This is a genomic window from Mesorhizobium sp. WSM4307 (genome assembly GCF_007003945.1).
Classification (GTDB): Bacteria; Pseudomonadota; Alphaproteobacteria; order Rhizobiales; family Rhizobiaceae; genus Mesorhizobium.
In genome coordinates, this window is record NZ_VFTB01000005.1 from 362,632 (window position 1) to 383,739 (window position 21,108).

Sequence of the window (21,108 nt, forward strand, 5' to 3'; positions counted from 1 at the left end):
CCGGCCATGCCTGAAAAGACCAACAGAATATCCTTCCAGGGTGAGCCGGGCGCCAATTCCGACACCGCCTGCCGCAACGTCTATCCCTCGATGGAGCCGTTGCCATGCCCGACCTTCGAGGATGCCTTCAACGCGGTCGAGACCGGCAAGGCCGACCTCGCCATGATCCCGATCGAGAACACCATCGCCGGACGCGTCGCCGACATCCATCATCTTCTACCGGAATCGCGGATGCACATCGTCGGCGAGTATTTCCTGCCGATCCATTTCCAGCTGATGGTGCTGCCCGGCGTCAAGCGCGACGAGATCAAGACGGTTCACAGCCACATCCACGCACTTGGCCAGTGCCGCAAATACATCCGCAAGAACGGCTGGAAGGCGGTCGTCGCCGGCGATACGGCCGGTGCCGCCAAGATGATCTCCGAGGTCAAGGACCGCACCATGGCCGCGCTGTCGCCGGCGCTGGCGGCGACGCTCTACGGGCTCGATATCATCGAGGAAAATGTCGAGGACACGGATTCGAACGTCACCCGTTTTGTCGTCCTGACCAAGAGCAAACAATGGGCCGAGCGGCCTTCAGCCGACACCAAGATGATGACGACTTTCATCTTCCGCGTCCGCAACGTGCCGGCGGCTCTCTACAAGGCCATGGGCGGCTTCGCCACCAACGGCATCAACATGACCAAGCTGGAGAGCTACCAGCTCGGCGCTTTCACCGCGACCCTGTTCTACGCCGACATCGAGGGCCATCCCGACGATCCGCTGGTCAAGCTGGCGCTGGACGAGCTTCGCTTCTTCTCACGCGAGGTGCGGATCCTGGGCGTCTACCCGGCCAGCGAGTCGCGTGAGCAGTGGAAAGTGGCGGATTAGAGCAATTCCAGGAAGCCATGACTTAAAAGCCTACGCCTGGATGTCCCACGGATTTACCAATGTTACTCCCGTTCCCTCGAAATCGCCAATGTTGCGCGTCACCAGCGTCATCCGCCGGGTGAAGGCCGTGGCCGCGATATAGGCATGATTGATCGGTTTGGGATTGGGCACGTGCCATTGTGCCGCCTGAACGGCCGCTGCGTCGTCCAGCGGCAAGATACGACCGGAAAATGTTGTGAGAACCGCATTTTCCAACCAATTGCGCAGCACTTTGCCAGCAACGGCGTCGTTGTGTTCTACTAATCTTACGGCAATCTCCAGTTCGTGCAGGACTACGGACGAAATGAAGGTTTCGGCTGGATCGACGGTTTCGTTCCAGAGCACGACATTGGGATGCGCCCTACCGCTCGATACCTTGCGCAATTCGGACACGACATTGGTATCGAGCAACAGCATCAGGACAGGTCTACTGGTTGGGCGTGTTCCGTGCGGGGCGGCAGCGGCAAGTCAACGTCACCCGCTTCCGGTGTGGCCAGCATGTCACCGAGCGACCGCGTTTTACCGGTGAGCCGTTTATATTCATCGAACGATAAGAGGACATGCACTGGCCGCCCTCTGTCGGTGATGATCACGGGGCCGTCCTTGGCAGCGCGTTTTGCACGGCCTAGATCCTGATTGAGTTCGCGACCTGAAAGCGTGGTGATCATACCAATTCCGCAAATGTGGTTACGTAACCACATTTAATCCGTTTGAGCGGAAATTGCAAGGTTGAGCGCACGAATGGCAACCCATCGCAAGTTCACGGATAGGGTTGGGTCGCGCTTGCCAGGAGCGCTATGGCGCTTGCTGTTGTTCGACGCTGGCTGCGCTTAAATCACCGCACCCAGCGGCACATAGTCGATCTCGAGAAATTTCTCGACCTCAGGCACCCAGCGGTCGCGCACGAAGGCGACATGGTCGGGATGATCGTTGTATCTGGTGTAGGCGGCCTGGTCGGCGAACTCCATCGAGAAGCCGAACTGATAGTCGTTCTTGGGGCTGATCTGCCGCAACTGTTCGAAATGCGTGACGCCCCGGATCGTCGAGAGGGCTTTCTTGGCATCGACCAGGAAACGCTTTTCCTCCAGCGAATGCGGCGGATGCTTCAGCGTGAAGACGACGGTGTGACGGATCATTTTCTACTCCTGCAATGCTTCCAAAAATTTTCCCAACTTCTCAGCCTCGCTGGAAGGAGGCCTATGGAAAGGAGAATCTTACTGCTTGGGTTGTCGAATGACATCTATGCCCTCCAATTTGCCAATGATCTCGATGAGTTTCCTCATGAGTTTGACATCGGATTGCTCTATTGGACCAGAATCGAACCTCTTTGATATCTGTGTCAATTTTCTGATGGTATATAAGCAGTTATCGCTTGAAAGGTTTCTATCTATTCTTAGATCTATGGAGCAATAGAAAAATCTTCGCTCTATCCGGCCAGACATTTGTAAATTGCTTATGAAGCCTTCTGGATCTGACGCTGTAGGGCCGCCGAAGGTATGGCCGGCTGCAGGATCGACTGACAGCAACCCAACCAAAACAGACGCCCACATATGACGCAGAATAAATTCGCTCATTCGCTGTCGACCCAGGCGCGGATGAGATGGTGCGCGATCGCCCCTTTCGGCGGCGTGACCAGATTGTCGGCATGCTCCCTGGCCAGCATGAGGCGCACCTCGTCGCGGCCGAACCAGCGGCAGTCCTCTAGCTCGTTGAGGTCGGCCTGGATGTCCTCATTGAGCGGCTCGCCGAAGCAGCCGATCATCAGCGAATAGGGAAATGGCCAGGGCTGGCTGGCGTGGTAGACGACGCGGCCGAGCCGGATGCCGGCCTCCTCCAGCGTTTCGCGGCGCACCGCCGCCTCGATCGTTTCGCCCGGTTCAATGAAGCCGGCGAGTGCTGAATACATGCCCGGCGCGAAATGTCGGCCGCGCCCGAGCAGGCATTTTTCCCGCGTCGCCGTCAGCATGATCGCTACCGGGTCGGTGCGCGGAAAATGCTCGGTGCCGCAATTCGGGCAATGGCGCTTGTAGCCGCCGGCCCGCATTTGCGATTGCGTGCCGCATTTGCTGCAAAAACGATGGCTGGCGTGCCAGGCAAGCAGGGCCGCCCCTTGCGCCATCGCCCCCGCCGCCGCTTCATCGATCAGCCCTTGCATGTAGACAGAGCGGTAGTCGATCGCCTTGACGGTCTCGGGCAGCTGTTCGGCCTCGATTCCGACAGGCATCGCCAGCACCGGCCCCTGTTCGGAAAAGCCGAGCAGCACGCCCTGCGCGAAGAATGGCTTGAAGGGTTCGCTCCCGGCGGCGTCGAACCAGGGATCGAGACTGCCGCTGTTACCAAGCTTCAGGTGGAGCCGGCCGCCATTCATCAGCAAAAGCCGCGTCGTCGGATCCGCCAGCGCCTTGTCGACCGAATCGTCGGCTCGATTCTCGGATTGCCGGTCGATCATGTTGCCGGCAAAGCCGACGAACTGGCTCGGCTCGCGCAAAGGCGCGTCAAACAGGCGGAAGCTCATGCGGTCTCTGATGCTTTGGAATGGACATGTCCGGGAATGAACGTGTTTCGGAACAACACCGGGGAAGGCTTATAGCGCCGCCCTTACGGTTTCGGCAAACCGGCGCAGGTCGGAACGCTGATAGGGCTCGCGCAGGCCATACCCCCATACCGGGCCGGGCCAGCCGGGATCGCCTTCGGACCGTGCGACGATATGGATATGCAGTTGGCGCACGATATTGCCGAGCGCGCCGGTGTTGATCTTGGTGCAGCCGCTGACTTTCTTGAGCGCCTGCGCCACCATATTGGTCTCGAAGGTCAGCATCGCCTGGTCGAGCGGCGTCATGTCGTGGATTTCTTCCGCGCCCGGCCGCTGTGGCACCAGGAGCAGCCATGGCCAGCGGCGGTCGTTCATCACCCGCAATTCGCACAGCCCAAGCCACATCAACTGCTCGCTGTCCGCCTCCAGCCGGGCATCCAGAGTGAATCCGGCCTTCAGGCCCGGCAGCATCGGCGTTTCCCTTGCTTTTCTTGTTTTCATCAAACCACGAACGCTAGAGCGGCTGCATCGGGGCTGCAAGTGAATCTCTCTTGTGATGGCGCCGATTTGCCTGCGCACTTGCATTTCGTCGCGCAATTGCCGATATGGACATCGGGAGGTTGGTGGTGGACGATCCACTCGCCAACCGGGTCAGGTCCGGAAGGAAGCAGCCCTAACGAGCCCGGAACGGGTCATTGTTCCAGCCTCCCACCTCATCGGCCCTTCCTCGCGACATTGACGACGCATTGCAGCGCGGGCGAGACTATGCGCAGGAATCGGCGCCTTTGGGCGCGGCCTTTTGGAGCTTAACGGGCGAATGAGCGAAGCCGGAAATTCGGGGCCAAAAAGCCCGGAGAATGGAAAGGCCGCCGCCTACCGCGTGCTGGCGCGCAAATACCGGCCGTCGAATTTTTCCGAGCTGGTCGGCCAGGAGCCGATGGTGCGCACCCTCACCAACGCCTTTGCCACCGGCCGCATTGCCCAGGCCTGGATGCTGACCGGCGTGCGCGGTGTCGGCAAGACCACCACGGCGCGCATCCTGGCGCGGGCGCTGAACTACAAGACCGCGACCGTCGACCAGCCTTCCGTCGACCTCGCCGTGCTCGGCGAGCATTGCCAGGCGATCATGGAAGGCCGCCATGTCGACGTCATCGAGATGGACGCCGCCTCGCACACCGGCATCGACGACATCAGGGACATCATCGAGCGCGTGCGCTACGCGCCGGTCTCGGCCCGCTACAAGGTCTACATCATCGACGAAGTGCACATGCTGTCGACGCAGGCCTTCAACGGCCTGCTGAAAACGCTGGAAGAGCCGCCTCCGCACGTCAAATTCATTTTCGCCACCACCGAGATCCGCAAGGTTCCGATCACCGTCCTGTCGCGCTGCCAGCGCTTTGACCTCAGGCGCATCGACGCCGGCGCGCTGGTGGCGCATCTCTCCTCGATCGCCGCCAAGGAAGGCATTTCGGTCGACGACGACGCGCTGGCGATGATCGCGCGCGCGGCCGAAGGCTCGGCTCGCGATTCGCTCTCCATCCTCGACCAGGCGATCGCGCACGGCGCCGGCGCCGTCAGCGCCGAAGCGGTGCGGACCATGCTGGGCCTGGCCGACCGCGCCCGCATCGTCGATCTGTTCGAACATGTGATGAAGGGCGACGTGGCGGCGGCACTCGCCGAATTCCGCGCGCAATACGACACCGGCGCCGATCCGGCCGCGGTGCTGACCGATCTTGCCGAGTTCAACCACCTCGTCACCCGGTTGCGTTTCGTGCCGACCGCCATGGACGATGCATCGCTGTCGCAGGACGAGCGCCAGCGCGGCGCCGATTTCGCCAGGGCGCTGTCGGTCCGTGTGCTGTCGCGGACCTGGCAGATGCTGCTCAAGGGAATTCCCGAGGTGCAGTCCTCCAACCGGCCGGTCAGTGCCGCCGAAATGGTGCTGATCCGGCTGGCGCATGCCGCCGACCTGCCGACTCTGGACGAGGCGTTGCGATCACTGGACGGGGCAGCAACAGTTCAGAATGGCGCATCGCGCCCGAATGGCGCCCCTGCCGGTCCTGGCAATGGCGGCGCGGCCAGCGCGGTGGCGCAGGCGCGCATGCCATCCGGTTCCGGTGGCGCGCAGACCATGCGGCTGGTCGAGGCTACGCCGGCGCCGGCCGCCTTCGTCGCGCCGCCCGCGCCGGTGTCCGAGCCGCAGCAGGTGCCGGTCAGGTCGCTGGCCGACATCGTTGCGCTTGCCGACGCGCAGCGCGACATAGCCTTCAAGGTGCTGGTCAAGCGTTGCATCCGTCCTGTCCGCTTCGAGCCCGGCCGCATCGACGTCAGCCTGACCGACGATGCGCCCAAGCTGCTGCTCAACGACCTGACGACGAAACTGCGCGCCTGGACCGGCCGCAACTGGCTGGTGTCGCTGTCGAAGGAAGAGGGCGGCCAGACACTGGCCGAAATGGAATCGACCAAGCGCGAAAACGCCTTCCTCGATGCAAAGAGCGATCCGACGGTTGCCGCCATCCTGGCGCGCTTCCCCGGCGCCAAGATCATCGACGTGCGCATTCCCGACGCGCCGGAGGCAGACGCGACCGCAGCCGAAGTGCCGGTCGAGCCGCCGGCGGATGACGACGAGACCTGATAAACCAAGACAAGGATCGGACCATGAAAGATCTTCTCGGCCTGATGGGCAAGGCGAAGGAAATGCAGGCCAAGTTCCAGGCCATGCAGGATGAAATCGCTACGGTCGAATCCGTCGGCCAGGCCGGCGGTGGCCTGGTCAGCGTCACATTGAGCGGCAAGTTCGAGATGAAGTCGCTGAAGATCGACCCGTCCCTTTTCAAGGAGGATGAGGTCGAGATCCTCGAGGACCTGATTCTGGCCGCTCACAATGACGCCAAGGCCAAGGTCGAGCAGATCATGCAGGAAAAGACCAAGGCGCTGACATCAGGCCTGCCGATCCCGCCGGGAATGAAACTGCCGTTCTGATGCGTCTCGCTCAAGACCGTGCAGCGGTTTTGGGGTAACGGCATGCATGAAAGTTTAAACCAGCGGCGATGCGCCCATGACCGAAGAGCCGTCCGAAAGACTGATCGAGCAGCGTATCCGCAACAGGATCTACGAGATTCTGGAAATTCTCGCCGATTGCGATGCCGGCGTCGATATTGTCGGCATCAAGGGCTACTTCTACCTGTTCGAGGATTTCGTGCACCGGCCGTCGATCGAGGCCGGCACGTCGGCGCTTTCGAAGGACGAACGCGCTGTCGTGCTGGAGATCGCCGAATTCCTCGAGGCGGCCTCCGAAACAAATCCCGATTTCACCAAGGCCGAATTCATCGACAGCGACTGGCCGGGAAAGATCGCGCCGGCGGCCAGGGACGCGCGGGCGCTGTTTCTCAGGCGCGGCCTGTTTTCGGAGAAGGTCGAGGAGGCTGAGCCAGGCCAGCCGGCGGCGATTGCGACCGCGCGGTAGCGATTCCCGGAAAAACGGGACGAGGTTTTCCCTCGGCAATTGCGGCGAAACCAAGAGAGAGCGGTCATCGCTTTCGTGAAATGACGGCTCGATCTATCTGGAAAGGCTCAAAATTGTGCCTTTTCGGCAACAGTACTTTGTTAATAACGTTTTGGCCATCATTTTGCCCGAAAGTGTCTCATTCTTGCCGCAGCCTGGGGGCGGGCATCGAAGTGAGAGGGTAGCCTGTTGATCGTCACGCGATGGAAGACGCCGCTGTTGCTCGGCGTCATCACGTCTCCCCTGTTTTTGGCCGCCTGCAGCCAGACCACTTCGCACGGCATGTCCGTTGCAGGCCTGACCGATGCCATCACGCCGAGCTTCCTGACGTCGCGCGCCTCCAGCCACTCGCCGAAGGACAGGGAGTGCCTGGAGAGGGCGATGTTCTTCGAATCCAACCGCTCGAGCCGCGATGGCATGATCGCTGTCGGCACCGTGGTCATGAACCGGCTGCGCTCGGGCAACCACGGCAGCACCATCTGCCAGGTGGTCGGAGAGCCGGGGCAATTCGCGCCGGGCGTCATGACCAGGCCGATGAATTCGCGCGCCATGCCCGATGTCGAGGAAGCGGCCGATGCCGTGCTCAAAGGCGAGCGCAAGGCCAAGCTGAAGAACACGATGTATTTCCACACCGCCGGCCTCCGCTTCCCCTACAAGAACATGCACTACACCATGGTTGCCGGCGGCAATGCCTTCTACGAGAAGCGCGGCCGCAACTGGCAGCCGCTGCCGGATGAACCAATGGTGGCGGTTGCCTCGGCCGGGTCCGAGATCGTGAAGCCGGCCGCGCCGGTGACGATGGTTGCCTCGACGGAGCCGGCGCGCCCCGCCAAAACGTCCCGAACCGCTCCGGCGCAGCAGGCCTATATGACCGCCGCCGCGGAACCGGCTCATCAGCCCAAGATCAGGACCGCCGCCCCGGCTCAAGAGACCTATGTGACCGCCGCCGCGGCGCCCACGGCCAAGTCGGCGCGGGTGACCGTGAAGCCGACAATGGTCGCGATGCAGGAGCCGATGGAAGAACCGGACGCCGCCCGTTTCGGCGGAACCTTGAACACCCGCGTCATTTCCTCGGTTCAGGGTGCGCCGCAAGAGGCGGCGATGGGGTTCCAGTCGACGCCTGAGAACACCGACGCCATCGGTGCCATGATCGCCAGCCAGTCTCGACCGCTCGAGGTCAACTGATTCGCATCGCACGGCTTCGATTGGCAGTATGGCGACCATGCGCGACGCCGGATGTTCCAAAGCGCTCTGAAAAACCCTAGATCAGAGCAATGTCCAAGCGAATCGCCGGTCCCGAGATCGAACGCCTGATCCAACTCCTGGCCAAGGTGCCGGGACTTGGCCCCCGTTCGGCCAGGCGCGCGGCGCTGCATCTGATCAAGAAGAAGGAACAGTTGCTGTCGCCGCTCGCCGCCGCCATGGGCGAAGCCGCCGACAAGGTGCGCATCTGTTCCACTTGCGGCAATGTCGACACATCCGACCCTTGCATGATCTGCACCGATCCGCGCCGCGACGCCGCCACGCTGATCGTCGTGGAGGACGTGTCGGATCTCTGGGCGTTGGAGCGGGCAGCCGCCATGAATGTGCGCTACCATGTGCTCGGCGGTACGCTGTCGCCGCTCGATGGTGTCGGCCCCGACCAGCTCAACATCCGCTCGTTGATCGACCGCGTCGCCGGCGGCGAGGTCAAGGAGATCATCCTCGCTGTCAACGCAACGGTCGAGGGCCAGACGACCGCGCACTACCTCACCGACCAGCTGTCCGGCTTCGACATCAAGGTGACAAGGCTGGCGCATGGCGTGCCGGTCGGCGGTGAACTCGACTATCTCGACGAGGGCACGCTCGCCGCCGCGCTGCGCGCACGGACGGCGTTTTGATGCAATTGGCGGGAAGGGTGCGGATAATGATTGTTGCGCGTCCTTCGAGGCTGGTGCCAAGCACCGACACAGAACGCGGACGTCGCCAGCTCTGTCTTGCATTTTTCCTGGCTGCGCTTGCCTTCCTCGTCTTTTCTGCCCCCGCCTCGGCCGCCAAGATCGACGACCAATTCCGCGCCTGGCTGCAGAACGACCTCTGGCCCGAGGCCAAGGCCAAAGGCATTTCCAAGCAGACTTTCGATGCCGCCTTCGACGGCATAAGGCCTAATTTGAAGCTGCCCGACCTTGTCATGCCCGGCGAGAAGCCGAAGACGCCGCAGAAGCAGCATCAGGCCGAGTTCGGCTCGCCCGGCGCCTATTTCGCCGAGAAGACGGTTCGTGCGGTGACGTCGGGCGGCCGCGCGCGCGAAGCCGCCAACGCCAGGACGCTTGCGGCGATCGAAAAGCGCTATGGCGTGCCCGGCGAGATCCTTCTGGCGATCTGGGGCCGCGAGACCGGCTTCGGCGCGGCAAAGATGCCTTACGACGCCTTCGAGGTGCTGGGCACCAAGGCGTTCATGTCGACGAAGAAGGATTTCTTTCGCACCGAGCTGTTGGCCGCGCTGGAAATCGTCCAACGCGGCCTCGCCCCGGTCGGCGCGATGAAATCGTCCTGGGCCGGTGCGCTTGGCCAGCCGCAATTCATGCCAACCTCCTTTCTCAAGCACGCGGTGGATTTCGACGGTGATGGGCGCGTCGATATCTGGAACTCGACGCCCGACGTGCTCGCCTCGATCGCCAACTATCTCGTCCATTATGGCTGGGTGAGGGGACGCGGCTGGGGCTTCGAGGTAACCGTGCCCGACAGCGTCTCCTGCTCGCTGGAAGGTCCCGATCAGGGCAAGAAGATCTCCGAGTGGGTTGGCATGGGCATCAAGCGCGTCGGCGGCAAGCCGTTTCCGGCGAGCGAGCTGAAGGTGGAGGGCTTCCTGCTGATGCCGGCCGGCCGCAGCGGGCCGGCTTTTATCGCTACCCCCAATTTCTATGTGCTGAAGGAATACAACACCAGCGACCTCTACGCGCTGTTCATCGGTCACGGCGCCGACCGCATTGCGCATGGCGACCAGAATTTTTCCGGCAACTGGGGTCCGGTCGGCGATCTCCATCGCTCCGACATCGCCGCCTTGCAGCGGGCGCTGGAGGCCAAGGGCTATGATGTCGGCAGCGCCGACGGCCTGCCGGGCTTCAAGACCCGCCGTTCGATCGGCAAGTGGCAGTCCAAGAACGGCCAGGCAGCGACCTGCTTTCCCGATGCCGGCCTGGTCGCCGTGCTGAAATAACTCGAATAATTGGCAGATTTTCTCGTCCGGCGGCCCCGATCGGCTGGCCCGTGCGTCGACGTGCTGCCCGCCATTCTGCTCCAATGGGCCGTTCTGCAAATGCTCGTTGCCCGTCACAAAGCGGCCGGATATGCTGTTGACCAATTGGACAAAAACCACGACGGTAAGGGGCTTGAGGGCTGTCGTTCGGCCCCGACAAGAATTCTGCAACCCTGAGCCGGGAACTCAGGTCAACAACCAACAAAACAGGGAACAATCACGATGATGATGGAAAAGTTTGCTCTTCGCTCGCGTGCCTTGCTGGCGGGCGCGGCGGTGTCCGCGTTGCTCATTGGCGCAGCGCCTGCCTTCGCCGTCACGCCCGCCGACACGCTGGTCGAGGGATTCGCCATCGACGACATCATCTCCATGGATCCGGGCGAAGCGTTCGAGCTGTCGACCGCCGAAGTCACCGGCAACACCTATGACCTGCTGGTCCGTCTCGACCTCGGCGACACCTCCAAGGTCAAGCCGGATCTCGCGGAGAGCTGGACCGTCTCCGACGACGGCCTGACCTACACTTTCAAGCTCAAGCCGGGCCTCAAATTTGCCTCGGGCAACCCGATCACCGCGGCTGACGTCGCCTATTCGTTCGAGCGCGCCGTCAAGCTGGACAAGAGCCCGGCCTTCATCATCGACCAGTTCGGCATCAGCGGCGACAACGTCGCCGAAAAGGCCAAGGCAATCGACGACACCACATTCCAGTTCACCGTCGACAAGGCGTATGCGCCGAGCTTCGTGCTGAACTGCCTGTCGGCCACCGTCGCCTCGATCGTTGATGCCAAGCTGGTCAAGGAGCATGTCGCCGCGGTGACGCCGAGCGCCGACTACAAATGGGACAACGACTTCGGCAATGCCTGGCTGAAGACCGGCTATGCCGGCTCCGGCGCCTACAAGCTGCGCGAATGGCGCGCCAACGAAGCCGTCGTCATGGAGCGCAACGACAACTATCACGGAGAAAAGGCCAAGCTCGCCCGCGTCATCTACCGCAATATGAAGGAGAGCTCGGCCCAGCGCCTGGCGCTCGAAGCCGGCGACATCGACGTTGCCCGCAACCTCGAGCCGAATGATCTCGACGCCATCGCCAAGAACGACAAGCTCACCACCACCAGCGCGCCGAAAGGCACGGTCTACTACATCAGCCTCAACCAGAAGAACCCGAACCTCGCCAAGCCCGAGGTCCGCCAGGCCTTCAAATATCTGGTCGACTACGATGCGCTGAGCTCGACCATCCTCAAGGGTATCGGCGAAATCCACCAATCATTCTTGCCCAAGGGCGATCTCGGCGCCATCGACACCAATCCCTTCAAGCTCGACGTTGCCAAGGCCAAGGAATTGCTAGCCAAGGCCGGCCTGGCAGACGGCTTCAGCGTCACCATGGACGTGCGCACCGGCCAGCCGACGACCGGCATGGCGGAATCGATCCAGCAGACGCTCGGCCAGGCCGGCATCAAGCTGGAAATCATCCCCGGCGACGGCAAGCAGACGCTGACCAAGTACCGCGCCCGCAACCATGACATCTATATCGGCAATTGGGGCCAGGATTATTTCGATCCGAACTCCAACGCCCAGACCTTCGCCTCCAACCCCGACAATTCGGATGCCGGCAAGTCGCACACGCTCGCCTGGCGCAATTCCTGGGACATTCCGGACCTGACCAAGGAAACCGAAGCGGCACTGCTGGAGAAGGATACGGGCAAGCGCGCCGACATGTACAAGGATTTGCAGCAGAAGATCCTCGACACCAGCCCCTTCGTCATCATCCATCAGCAATTGGAAGTGGCCGGGCTGCGCAAGAACCTCAAGGGCTTCGCGCTCGGCCCGAGCTTCGACACCAACTTCGTCGGGCCGGTCTCGAAAGAATAGCGCGCGGACGCGCCGCATGAGCGCGGTTGAAAACGAGAGCGGGCGCGGCAGCGCCCGCGCCGTCGCCATTGCGTCGGCGATCGGCCGTTTCCTGGTCATCGCGGTGACGACCTACCTTGGTCTTCTCGCGGTCACCTTCTTCATCGGCCGTGTCATCCCGATCGACCCGGTGCTGGCGGTGCTCGGCGACCGGGCGCCGGCCAATGTCGTCGAGCGCACGCGCCGCGAGATGGGCCTCGACCTGCCGCTGATCGAACAATTCTACATCTATGTGAAGAATGCCCTGAGCGGTGATTTCGGCACCTCGGTGCTGACCACCAATCCGGTCATGACCGACATCCGTCGTGCTTTTCCCGCAACCATCGAACTGGCGACGTTGGGAACACTGATCGGCTCGTTCATCGGCGTGCCGCTCGGCGTGCTGGCGGCGGTCAGGCGCGGCAGCATCATCGACCAGATCGTGCGCATTATCGGCCTGATCGGCTATTCCGTGCCGATCTTCTGGCTCGGCCTGCTGGCACTGGTGCTGTTCTACGCCAAGCTGCAATGGGTGGCTTTCCCGGCGCGGCTCGATGTCGTCTACGAATACACCTTCACGCCGATCACCGGTTTCTACCTTCTCGATTCGGCGATGCAGGGGCAATGGGATGTCTTCTGGGACGCCTACCGCCACATTGTCCTGCCGGCCTCGCTGCTCGGCTATTTTTCGCTCGCCTATATCAGCCGCATGACGCGTTCCTTCATGCTCAACGAACTCGCGCAGGAATACATCGTCGCCGCGCGTGCCAAGGGCTTGTCGGAACGGCGCATCATCTGGGCCCACGCGCTGCGCAACGCCGCCGTGCCGATGGTGACGGTGATCGCGCTCTCCTATGCCAACCTGCTCGAAGGCTCGGTGCTGACCGAAACCGTTTTTTCCTGGCCCGGCATCGGTCTCTACATCACCAATTCGCTGCAGAATGCCGATATGAATGCCGTGCTCGGCGGCACCATCGCCATCGGTTCGGTCTTCATTGGCATCAATCTTCTGTCCGATCTTCTGTACCGCGTGCTCGATCCAAGGACGAAGGCAGGATGAGCGCCGAGGCGATCCAGAGCCGTCGCGATTGGCTGCTCAGCGAGCGGCCGGCCTCCCGCATGCAGGCAAGGCTTGGCCGCGCCTATGTCGCGTGGCGGCGTTTTTCCGCCAACCGGCTGGCTTTTGTCGGGCTGCTGATCATCATCGCCCTGCTGGTCATCGCGGCCCTCGCCGGCGTGCTGGCACCCTATTCGCCGACCTTCGGCGACCTGAAGAACGCGCGGCTGCTGGCGCCGAGTTCCGGGCACTGGTTCGGCACGGACGACCTCGGCCGCGATATCCTTTCGCGCATCCTCTACGGCTCGCGCTGGACGCTCTACGTCGTCATCCTGGTCGCCATCATCGCCGCACCCATCGGCCTGCTGGTCGGAACCGTCGCCGGTTATGCCGGCGGCTGGACTGATGCCATCTTGATGCGCATCACCGATGTCTTCCTCGCCTTCCCCAAGCTGGTCCTGGCGCTGGCCCTCGTCGCCGCCCTTGGACCCGGCATCGAAAACGCGGTGCTCGCCATCGCCATCACCTCATGGCCGCCCTATGCGCGAATTGCGCGCGCGGAAACGCTGACCGTGCGCAATTCCGATTACATCAAGGCAGTACAACTGATGGGTGCCTCGCCCTTCCGCATCGTGCTGCGCCACATCATGCCGCTCTGCATCTCCTCGCTGATCATCCGGGTGACGCTCGACATGGCCGGCATCATCCTGATCGCCGCCGGCCTCGGTTTCCTCGGCCTCGGCGCGCAGCCGCCGCTGCCCGAATGGGGCACCATGATCGCGTCGGGCCGCCGCTTCATTCTCGACCAGTGGTGGGTGGCCGGCGCGCCCGGCTTCGCCATCCTCATCGTCAGCCTCGGCTTCAACCTGCTTGGCGACGGCTTGCGCGATGCCCTCGATCCGCGGAGCGGTGACCAATGAGCGACACCCTGCTCGACGTCGACGATCTTAGGGTCGATTTTCCGACGCGCACCGGCCTGGTCCGGGCGGTACGCGGCGTGTCCTTCACGCTAGGCCGCGAGCGGCTCGGCATCGTCGGCGAAAGCGGCTCGGGAAAATCGCAGACCGGCCGCGCCATCATGGGCCTGACGCCGCCGCAGGCCAGGATATCGGCCAAAAAATTGGCCTTCGACGGCATTGACCTGCTCGGCATCTCGCCGCGTCAGCGCCGGGCATTGCGGGGCAACCGCATCGCCATGATCCTGCAGGATCCGAAATACTCGCTCGACCCGGTGATGAGCATCGGCCGCCAGATCGTCGAAACGCTGCGCACGCATGAAAAGGTCTCCAAGGCCGAGGCGCGCGAGCGCGCGCTGGCCATGCTGGAGGCGGTCCAGATCCGCGATCCCAAGCGGGTCTTCGAGCTGCACCCGCATGAAGTCTCCGGCGGCATGGGCCAGCGCGCCATGATCGCCATGATGCTGATCGCCGGACCGGAAATGATGATCGCCGACGAGCCGACCTCGGCGCTCGACGTCACAGTGCAACTCGACGTGCTCGGCATTCTCGATAAATTGGTCAGCGATCGCGGCATGGGCCTGATCTTCATTTCGCATGATCTGCGCCTGGTCTCGTCCTTCTGCGATCGCGTCATTGTCATGTATGCCGGCAAGGTGGTCGAGCAGCTCAAGGCTTCCGAACTAGGCCAGGCCCAGCATCCCTATACGCGCGGCCTGCTCAACTGCATGCCCAGGATCGGCTTCGAGCGTCACCCTCTGCCAGTGCTCGACCGCAAGGCGGAGTGGGCGGCATGACAGCTGCGATCACCGTCGACGGGCTGGAAGTGATCTTCGACCGCTTTCGCGCGCTGAAAGGCGTCAGCCTCGAAGTCAGGTCAGGCGAATCCTTCGGCCTGGTCGGCGAGAGCGGTTCCGGCAAATCGACGCTGCTCAGGGCGATCGCCGGCCTTGCGCCGGTCGCTTCGGGCAGCATCACCGTCAACGGCAAGACGCTCGGCGCGCGCCGCGACAAGGCCTTTTATCGCGAAGTGCAGATGGTCTTCCAGGATCCTTATGGCTCGCTGCACCCGCGCCAGACCGTCGACCGGCTGCTGCAGGAGCCGCTTGCCATCCATGGTTTTGCCGATGGCGAAAAGCGCATAGAACGCGCGCTCGATGAAGTCGGTCTCGGCAACGGTTTCCGCTTCCGCTACGCACATCAATTGTCGGGTGGCCAGCGCCAGCGTGTGGCGATCGCACGCGCGCTGATCCTCGAGCCGTCAATCCTGCTGCTCGACGAGCCGACCTCGGCGCTGGATGCCTCGGTGCAGGCCGAAGTGCTCAACCTTTTGGAAGAGGTCCGCCGACGGCGCAAGCTGACCTTCCTGATGGTCAGCCATGACCTCGCCATCATCACCCATATGTGCGAGCGGCTGATGGTGATGCAAAGCGGCGAGGCGGTCGAGAACCTCACGGCAGCCCAACTTGTCGCGCACCGCGTGACCGAGGATTACACGCGCAATCTGCTGAGAGCGAGCGATGGCTTCGTGAGGGCGTAGCCAAATTTATTAAATCGACTTCTTGGCGCCAGGCGAGCCTCAGGCTGCTCCGCCTTCTGGCAAGGCTTCGCTGTGTCCAGCTTGGCTCGATTGCTTCGGCTCCTTGATCCTGAACCACGTCACATAAAGCGCCGGCAGGAACAGCAGGGTGATCGCCGTGCCCGCGATGATGCCGCCCATCATGGCATAAGCCATCGGCCCCCAGAACACTTCGCGTGCGATCGGGATGAGCGCCAGGCTGGCGGCGGCCGCCGTCAGCGCGATCGGCCGCATGCGGTGTTCGGTCGCCTCGATGACGGCCGCCCAGCGGTCCTTGCCCTCGGCGACGAGGTCCTCGATCTGCACGATCAGGATGACCGAGTTGCGTATCAGGATGCCGATCAGCGCCAGCACGCCGAGGATGGCGACGAAGCCGAGCGGCGCGCCGCTCGGCACCAGGGCCGCGACCACGCCGATCAGCCCGAGCGGCGCCACCGCCACCACCAGGAACAGGCGCTGGAAGCTCTGCAACTGGATCATCAGGATCGTGGCCATGACGAAGAGCATCAGCGGCACCACGGCCGCGATCGGACCCTGGCTCTTGGCGCTTTCCTCGACCGAGCCGGCGGTCTCGACAGAATAGCCCGGCGGCAGCTTGGCGATGAAGGCATCGACCGATGGCTTCAGCTCGTTGACCACGGTGGCCGGCAGCACGTCGCCGACCAGTCCGGCGCGCACGGTGATCGTCGGAATGCGGTCGCGTCGCCATACTGTCGGCTGCTCCAGCTCGTAGCGGAAGTTGGCCACCGCCGCGAGCGGGATCGCCTCGCCGGTGCTGGTCGGCAACTGCATGTTCTGCAGCGTCCCGATCGAGCCGCGTTCGGCATCGCGTGAGCGCGCCACGACATTGATCAGATAGGTGGCGTCGCGCACCTGCGTGATGGTGGCGCCGCCGACCGTGCTGTTCAGCGCGCTGGCGATGTCGGAAGAGGTGATGCCGAGCTGGCGGGCCTTGTCCTGCAGCACGTCGACCCTCAGCACGCGCTGCGGCTCGTTCCAGTCGAAGGTGGGGGCTGCCAGCTTCGGATTGGCCGAGATCACGCCGGCGAATTGCTGTGCCAGCTCGCGCACCGTCTGGATGTCGGGACCACCGACGCGGTACTGCACCGGACGGCCGACCGGCGGCCCGAGTTCGAGCAATTTGACGAAGGCGTCGGTGCCGACGAACTCCTCGCGCAGCAGCTTTTCCAGCGCCGGCTTGACCCGGTTGCGCGCCTCGATGCTCTTGGTGACGATCACGGTCTGGCCGAAATAGGGGTTGGCCGGCTGCACGTCATAGGCCAGCACGAAGCGCACCGCGCCCTCGCCGATATAGGACGAGAAATGGTCGATATCGGGATTGCCGACCAGCGCCCGCTGCTCGAAGCGCTCCATCTGGTCGCGCGTCTCGGCGATCGAGGAATTCTGCGGCAGGTTCCAGTCGACGATCAGCTCGGGCCGGTCGGAGGGCGGGAAGAACTGCTGCTGGACGAGACCGAAGCCGGCGATCGAGGCGGCAAACAACAGCACCGTGGCGATGATGGTCAGCCAGTGGTGGCGCACCGAGCCGACAAGGACGCGCCGGAACAGCGAAGTGAAGCGTCCCGGCTGGTCATGGTGTTTCGTCTTCATCGTCGCCGGCAGGATGGTGACGCCGAGCAGCGGCGCGAACAGCACCGCCACGATCCATGACACCAAAAGCGACACGGCGATGACGACGAACAGGGTGAAAGTGTATTCGCCGGCGGCACTCGAATTGAGCCCAATCGGGATGAAGCCGGCGACCGTCACCAGCGTGCCGGTCAGCATCGGGAAGGCGGTCGAGGTGTAGACATAGGTGGCCGCCTTGCGCAGATTGTCGCCGACCTCCAGCCGCGCCACCATCATCTCGACGGCGATCATCGCGTCGTCGACCAAAAGGCCGAGCGCGATGATCAGCGCGCCGAGCGAAATGCGCTGCAGCGAAATGCCGAGATAGGCCATGACCGTGAAGGTGATGGCCAGCACCAGCGGGATCGACAGCGCCACGACGAAGCCGGCCCGCATGCCGAGGCTGATGAACGATACTGCGAGCACGATGGCCACCGCCTCGAACAAAGCGCGGGTGAAGCCCGAGACGGCCTCCTCGACGATGACCGGCTGGTCGGCAACCAGATGCACGCCGACACCGACCGGCAGGTCGGCCAGCACCTTGTTCATCTCCTCATGCAGCGCCTCCCCGAACTGCAGCAGATTGGCGTTGGGCTTCATGCCGATGGCGAGCCCGATCGCGTCCTGGCCGTTGAAGCGGAACAGCGCCGTTGGCGGATCGGCATAGCCGCGCGTGATCGTCGCCACGTCGCTCAGCCGGAAGAAGCGGTCGTTGACGCGCAGGTTGATGGCGCGAAGGCTGTCCTCGGAGGTGAACTGGCCGCCGACGCGCACGCTGATGCGCTCCGGTCCAGACTGGATGACGCCGGACGGCGTGATCGCGTTCTGCGCCTGCAGGCTTGCCACGATCGCCTGCTGGTTGAGGCCGAGGGCGGCGATCTGGCGGGTCGAGAACTCGAGATAGATGGCTTCGTCCTGCGCGCCGACGAGATCGACCTTGCCGGCATTGGGCACGGTCAGGACCTTGGCGCGGACATCCTCGACATAGTCGCGCAATTGGCGCGGCGTCAGCCCGTCCGATGTGAAGGCGTAGATGTTGCCGTAGACATCGCCGAAGCGGTCATTGAAGAACGGTCCCTGCACGCCTTGCGGAAGCTGTGCCTTGATGTCGTTGACCATGTTGCGCACCTGAATCCAGTTCGGCACGACATCGCGCGCCTTGGTGGTGTCCTTCAGGTTGACGAAGATGACGGTCTGGCCGGCGGTGGTGACGGATTTGGTGTAGTCGAGGCTGTCGAGTTCCTCGAGCTTCTTCTCGATGCGGTCGGTGACTTGCTGCAAGGTCTCCTTGACGGAGGCGCCCGGCCAGTTGGCCTGGATGATCATCGTCTTGATGGTGAAGTTAGGGTCTTCCTCACGGCCGAGATTGAGGTAGGAGAAGATGCCGGCCACCACGAAGACCAGCATGAAATACCAGACCATGGAGCGGTGGCTTAGCGCCCAGTCGGAGAGATTGAAGCCCTTCATCAGACGCCGCCCTCCGGCACTTTGACCTTCTGGCCTTCGCTCAGGCTGTGGACGCCCGCGGTGACGACGCGCATGCCGGCCTCCAGCCCTTCGGCGACGGTAAAGGTTGCGGCACCCTTGGCGGCCACCTTGATCTCTTTCGTGCTCACGCTCGATGTCTGCGGATCGACGATCCACACCTTGTCGGCACCGTTCTTTTCCAGCAGCGCCGAGATGGGCAGTTCGATCGTCGGCGCCACCTTGGTCACGCGGGTCGCCGTCACCGTCGAGCCGAGCCGGAAGGCCTGCGGCGGATCGGTGAGCGTCAGCTTGACTCGCCGGGTACGGGTCGAGCCCTCGGCCTGCGGCGCGATCTCGCGCAGCTTGGCCTGGGTCTCGATCGTCGGCAGCGATTGCAGGATGACCTGGAACGGCGTGCCGGCCGTCAGATCGCCGGTCAACTGATCGGGAATATCGACCACGGCTTCGCGCAGATCCGAGCGTGCCACGGTGACGACCGTCTGGCCGGCCGAGACGGTCTGCCCGACTTCGGCGCCGACAGCGGTGACGACGCCGTCGAAATCCGAGAACAGCCTGGCGTAGCCAAGCTGCTCCTGCGATTTGGCAAGCGAAGCCTTGGCCCGCTCGACATTGGCTTCCGCGGCCTTGCGTGCCTGCTGGGCGGCGTCGAAGACGGCCTGCGAGGCGTTGGCCGAGGCAAGCAGCTGGCGCTGGCGCTCCTCGCTGGCGGCTGCGTTGGCGAACTGGGCCTCGGCATTGGAGAGCTCGGCCTTGGCTGCTTGTACCGCCAGCTCCAGCGCGGTCGGGTCGAGTGCGGCGATCGTCGTGCCCTTGCTGACGATGTCGCCGACCTTGACGTCGCGCGAGACGACCCGGCCAAGCAGGCGGAAGGCAAGGTCGGCGCTGACCTGCGGCTCGACCGAGCCGGCAAAGCCGAAGGTCTGCGTGGTGCGCGGCTCGACCACTATCGACAGGACCGGCCGGATGACCTCCGGCGGCTTTTCCTCCGATTTCGAGCAGGCGGCGAGCGCGCCAAGCGCGAACAGGCCAAGCATGACAGGCCGGTTCATTGGGCCGCTCCCGATATCTCGACCGTCTGGCCAGGACTGAGCAACTGCCCGCCCGCGGTCACGACGCTCTGGCCCTCGTTCAGTCCGCCGGTGATGACGACCGTGCCTGAATCGAAGGCTTGCACCTCGACCGGCGTCGGCGCCACCGCCTTGGTCGAGGGGTCGACGATCCACACCGCCGGCTTGCCGGCGCTGGATGTCAGCGCCTGCCAGGGCAGCAGGATCGCCTTCGCCGGCTTGGCGCTGACCGAGCCGATGACGGCCGCCCCCAGCGGCATGCCGGCTGGCGTGTCGGCAATGCCGACCTTGACCCGGATCGAACCGGAAGCCTGGTCGACCGCCGGCGAGATTTCGCGCACCTTGCCTGTCGCCCGGACCTGCGGGTCGGACAACAATGTGATCGTCACCGCCGGCGAGGCCGGCGTCCTGGCGACCAGCGTCTCCTGCACGTTGAACACCGCATCGCGGTCACCGTCCTCGGCGACGGTGAAGACGGTTTGTGCCGCCTGCACTACCTGGCCGGTTTCGACCTGGCGGGCGGTGATGACGCCGGCGGCACCCGCCTTGAGCTCGGTGAAGGACAGATTCTGCTGGGCGTTGGCGAATGCGCTCTGCGCGGCATCGACGCTGCCTTGCGCCACCTTCAGCGCCTGGTCGGCGGCGTCATAGTCGCGCCTTGTGGTGAAGCCCTGGGCAAGCAGCGTCTTCTGCCGGTCGAAGGCGGCGGCGGACTGGGTCAGCTGCGCTCGTGCTGCATCGAGATCGGCCTGTGCGGAGCGCAGGTCGGATTGCTGCTCCTGCGGATCGATGCGGGCAAGCACCACCCCCTGGTCGACATGCTGGCCGACATCGACAAGCCGCTCGGCAATGCGGCCGCCAACCCTAAACGACAGATTGTTCAGCGTGCGCGCGGCGATCACCCCGGTCAGCGAGGTTCTCGGCGCATAGTCGGCCATCGCCACCGTTTCGGTGCGCACCATGATTGGCAGTTTCTTGTCCGCCGCTTCCTGCTTCTGGCAGCCGGCCAGCAGCAATGCGGCTGCGCAGGCGCACACTGCCGAGGCAATTGGAAATGACAAAAGGCTGGAGGTTTTGATGGATGGCGGCGAGACGGACGATGTCGCGTTCCTCATCATGGGCTCCCCCAGCCGCAGGTCGCTGATCGCGATGCCTCGCGGATGTCGGGAGGATAATCGATCCCCGCAAAAAGGAAACCGGCCTCGTACGCGTATCGTCCGACTGGTTAAGGCCCGGATCTTCTCGTCGCAGGCCCAATCGCCC

General features: G+C 63.4%; 20 protein-coding genes and 1 other RNA gene. 13 read left to right on the forward strand and 8 right to left on the reverse strand.

The genetic code is table 11. From position 1 onward, the window contains the following. Nucleotides 1-6: 6 nt before the first annotated feature. Nucleotides 7-870 (forward strand): prephenate dehydratase, encoded by an 864-nt coding sequence (locus tag FJV83_RS14410; protein ID WP_064984594.1) that lies wholly within the window; start codon nt 7-9, stop codon nt 868-870. Nucleotides 871-900: 30 nt separating this feature from the next. Here the strand turns inward: FJV83_RS14410 and FJV83_RS14415 are convergent, their stop codons facing one another. The 5 genes from FJV83_RS14415 to FJV83_RS14435 form a co-directional block, all read right to left on the reverse strand. Continuing rightward, the gene (locus tag FJV83_RS14415; protein ID WP_142886549.1) at nt 901-1,326 is read right to left on the reverse strand and encodes a type II toxin-antitoxin system VapC family toxin; all 426 of its coding nucleotides are present in this window, start codon (nt 1,324-1,326) and stop codon (nt 901-903) included. Further along, nucleotides 1,326-1,577, reverse strand: a complete 252-nt coding sequence (locus tag FJV83_RS14420; protein ID WP_140888225.1) for a type II toxin-antitoxin system Phd/YefM family antitoxin — start codon at nt 1,575-1,577, stop codon at nt 1,326-1,328. The genes FJV83_RS14415 and FJV83_RS14420 overlap by 1 nt, the downstream gene beginning before the upstream one ends. A 162-nt stretch (nt 1,578-1,739) precedes the next feature. Beyond that, nucleotides 1,740-2,045 carry a Dabb family protein gene (locus FJV83_RS14425; RefSeq protein WP_095771792.1) on the reverse strand — a complete coding sequence of 102 codons (306 nt, stop codon included), beginning with the start codon at nt 2,043-2,045 and terminating at the stop codon, nt 1,740-1,742. A gap of 434 nt (nt 2,046-2,479) precedes the next feature. Next, nucleotides 2,480-3,424 (reverse strand): NAD(+) diphosphatase, encoded by a 945-nt coding sequence (gene nudC, locus FJV83_RS14430; protein ID WP_142886550.1) that lies wholly within the window; start codon nt 3,422-3,424, stop codon nt 2,480-2,482. Nucleotides 3,425-3,493: 69 nt separating this feature from the next. Further along, nucleotides 3,494-3,913, reverse strand: a complete 420-nt coding sequence (locus tag FJV83_RS14435; RefSeq protein WP_095771794.1) for an HIT family protein — start codon at nt 3,911-3,913, stop codon at nt 3,494-3,496. Nucleotides 3,914-4,057: 144 nt separating this feature from the next. Here FJV83_RS14435 and ffs point away from each other — a divergent pair. From ffs to FJV83_RS14495, 12 genes are all read left to right on the forward strand, one after another. Continuing rightward, an RNA gene (gene ffs / locus FJV83_RS14440) (signal recognition particle sRNA small type) lies at nt 4,058-4,154 on the forward strand. 105 nt (nt 4,155-4,259) lie between these two features. Beyond that, nucleotides 4,260-6,077 (forward strand): DNA polymerase III subunit gamma/tau, encoded by a 1,818-nt coding sequence (locus FJV83_RS14445; protein WP_142886551.1) that lies wholly within the window; start codon nt 4,260-4,262, stop codon nt 6,075-6,077. 23 nt (nt 6,078-6,100) lie between these two features. Further along, nucleotides 6,101-6,424 carry a YbaB/EbfC family nucleoid-associated protein gene (locus FJV83_RS14450; RefSeq protein ID WP_095771796.1) on the forward strand — a complete coding sequence of 108 codons (324 nt, stop codon included), beginning with the start codon at nt 6,101-6,103 and terminating at the stop codon, nt 6,422-6,424. Between the two features lie 76 nt (nt 6,425-6,500). Then, nucleotides 6,501-6,908 (forward strand): hypothetical protein, encoded by a 408-nt coding sequence (locus FJV83_RS14455; protein WP_095791920.1) that lies wholly within the window; start codon nt 6,501-6,503, stop codon nt 6,906-6,908. 228 nt (nt 6,909-7,136) lie between these two features. Beyond that, a complete protein-coding gene (locus FJV83_RS14460; protein WP_142886552.1) occupies nt 7,137-8,132 on the forward strand; it encodes a cell wall hydrolase in 996 nt (331 codons plus the stop codon). An 89-nt stretch (nt 8,133-8,221) separates the two neighbouring features. Beyond that, entirely contained in the window at nt 8,222-8,827 is a 606-nt protein-coding gene (gene recR, locus FJV83_RS14465; protein ID WP_095771799.1) for a recombination mediator RecR, read from the forward strand. 26 nt (nt 8,828-8,853) lie between these two features. After that, nucleotides 8,854-10,146, forward strand: coding sequence for a lytic murein transglycosylase (locus tag FJV83_RS14470; RefSeq protein ID WP_142886553.1), 1,293 nt, complete (start codon nt 8,854-8,856; stop codon nt 10,144-10,146). A 261-nt stretch (nt 10,147-10,407) separates the two neighbouring features. Further along, the gene (locus tag FJV83_RS14475; protein WP_095771801.1) at nt 10,408-12,051 is read left to right on the forward strand and encodes an ABC transporter substrate-binding protein; all 1,644 of its coding nucleotides are present in this window, start codon (nt 10,408-10,410) and stop codon (nt 12,049-12,051) included. 16 nt (nt 12,052-12,067) lie between these two features. Further along, a complete protein-coding gene (locus FJV83_RS14480) occupies nt 12,068-13,129 on the forward strand; it encodes an ABC transporter permease (protein WP_095771802.1) in 1,062 nt (353 codons plus the stop codon). Continuing rightward, complete coding sequence (gene nikC, locus FJV83_RS14485) at nt 13,126-14,046, forward strand: nickel transporter permease (RefSeq protein ID WP_095771803.1); 921 nt, start codon at nt 13,126-13,128, stop codon at nt 14,044-14,046. The genes FJV83_RS14480 and nikC overlap by 4 nt, the downstream gene beginning before the upstream one ends. Next, nucleotides 14,043-14,879: an ABC transporter ATP-binding protein gene (locus tag FJV83_RS14490; protein ID WP_142886554.1), complete on the forward strand. Its 837-nt coding sequence runs from the start codon at nt 14,043-14,045 to the stop codon at nt 14,877-14,879. The genes nikC and FJV83_RS14490 overlap by 4 nt, the downstream gene beginning before the upstream one ends. After that, nucleotides 14,876-15,622: an ABC transporter ATP-binding protein gene (locus tag FJV83_RS14495; protein WP_095771965.1), complete on the forward strand. Its 747-nt coding sequence runs from the start codon at nt 14,876-14,878 to the stop codon at nt 15,620-15,622. Before FJV83_RS14490 ends, FJV83_RS14495 begins: the two co-directional genes overlap by 4 nt. 39 nt (nt 15,623-15,661) lie before the next feature. Here FJV83_RS14495 and FJV83_RS14500 read toward each other — a convergent pair whose 3' ends face one another. The 3 genes from FJV83_RS14500 to FJV83_RS14510 are packed head-to-tail and all read right to left on the reverse strand — an operon-like array spanning nt 15,662 to nt 20,963. After that, nucleotides 15,662-18,757 (reverse strand): efflux RND transporter permease subunit, encoded by a 3,096-nt coding sequence (locus FJV83_RS14500; protein WP_142877118.1) that lies wholly within the window; start codon nt 18,755-18,757, stop codon nt 15,662-15,664. Beyond that, a complete protein-coding gene (locus FJV83_RS14505; RefSeq protein WP_142877119.1) occupies nt 18,757-19,827 on the reverse strand; it encodes an efflux RND transporter periplasmic adaptor subunit in 1,071 nt (356 codons plus the stop codon). The genes FJV83_RS14500 and FJV83_RS14505 overlap by 1 nt, the downstream gene beginning before the upstream one ends. Continuing rightward, complete coding sequence (locus tag FJV83_RS14510; protein ID WP_142886555.1) at nt 19,824-20,963, reverse strand: efflux RND transporter periplasmic adaptor subunit; 1,140 nt, start codon at nt 20,961-20,963, stop codon at nt 19,824-19,826. The genes FJV83_RS14505 and FJV83_RS14510 overlap by 4 nt, the downstream gene beginning before the upstream one ends. Nucleotides 20,964-21,108: the final 145 nt, after the last annotated feature.

Coding starts and splice junctions, on each gene's coding strand:
- FJV83_RS14425 (WP_095771792.1), bottom strand. CDS start 2,045: ATGATCCGTCACACCGTCGTCTTCACGCTGAAGCATCCGCCGCATTCG.
- FJV83_RS14420 (WP_140888225.1), bottom strand. CDS start 1,577: ATGATCACCACGCTTTCAGGTCGCGAACTCAATCAGGATCTAGGCCGT.
- FJV83_RS14490 (WP_142886554.1), top strand. CDS start 14,043: ATGAGCGACACCCTGCTCGACGTCGACGATCTTAGGGTCGATTTTCCG.
- FJV83_RS14505 (WP_142877119.1), bottom strand. CDS start 19,827: ATGAACCGGCCTGTCATGCTTGGCCTGTTCGCGCTTGGCGCGCTCGCC.
- FJV83_RS14470 (WP_142886553.1), top strand. CDS start 8,854: ATGATTGTTGCGCGTCCTTCGAGGCTGGTGCCAAGCACCGACACAGAA.
- nikC (WP_095771803.1), top strand. CDS start 13,126: ATGAGCGCCGAGGCGATCCAGAGCCGTCGCGATTGGCTGCTCAGCGAG.
- nudC (WP_142886550.1), bottom strand. CDS start 3,424: ATGAGCTTCCGCCTGTTTGACGCGCCTTTGCGCGAGCCGAGCCAGTTC.
- FJV83_RS14445 (WP_142886551.1), top strand. CDS start 4,260: ATGAGCGAAGCCGGAAATTCGGGGCCAAAAAGCCCGGAGAATGGAAAG.
- FJV83_RS14455 (WP_095791920.1), top strand. CDS start 6,501: ATGACCGAAGAGCCGTCCGAAAGACTGATCGAGCAGCGTATCCGCAAC.
- FJV83_RS14495 (WP_095771965.1), top strand. CDS start 14,876: ATGACAGCTGCGATCACCGTCGACGGGCTGGAAGTGATCTTCGACCGC.
- FJV83_RS14475 (WP_095771801.1), top strand. CDS start 10,408: ATGATGATGGAAAAGTTTGCTCTTCGCTCGCGTGCCTTGCTGGCGGGC.
- FJV83_RS14480 (WP_095771802.1), top strand. CDS start 12,068: ATGAGCGCGGTTGAAAACGAGAGCGGGCGCGGCAGCGCCCGCGCCGTC.
- FJV83_RS14410 (WP_064984594.1), top strand. CDS start 7: ATGCCTGAAAAGACCAACAGAATATCCTTCCAGGGTGAGCCGGGCGCC.
- FJV83_RS14415 (WP_142886549.1), bottom strand. CDS start 1,326: ATGCTGTTGCTCGATACCAATGTCGTGTCCGAATTGCGCAAGGTATCG.
- FJV83_RS14510 (WP_142886555.1), bottom strand. CDS start 20,963: ATGATGAGGAACGCGACATCGTCCGTCTCGCCGCCATCCATCAAAACC.
- FJV83_RS14500 (WP_142877118.1), bottom strand. CDS start 18,757: ATGAAGGGCTTCAATCTCTCCGACTGGGCGCTAAGCCACCGCTCCATG.
- FJV83_RS14450 (WP_095771796.1), top strand. CDS start 6,101: ATGAAAGATCTTCTCGGCCTGATGGGCAAGGCGAAGGAAATGCAGGCC.
- FJV83_RS14435 (WP_095771794.1), bottom strand. CDS start 3,913: ATGCTGCCGGGCCTGAAGGCCGGATTCACTCTGGATGCCCGGCTGGAG.
- recR (WP_095771799.1), top strand. CDS start 8,222: ATGTCCAAGCGAATCGCCGGTCCCGAGATCGAACGCCTGATCCAACTC.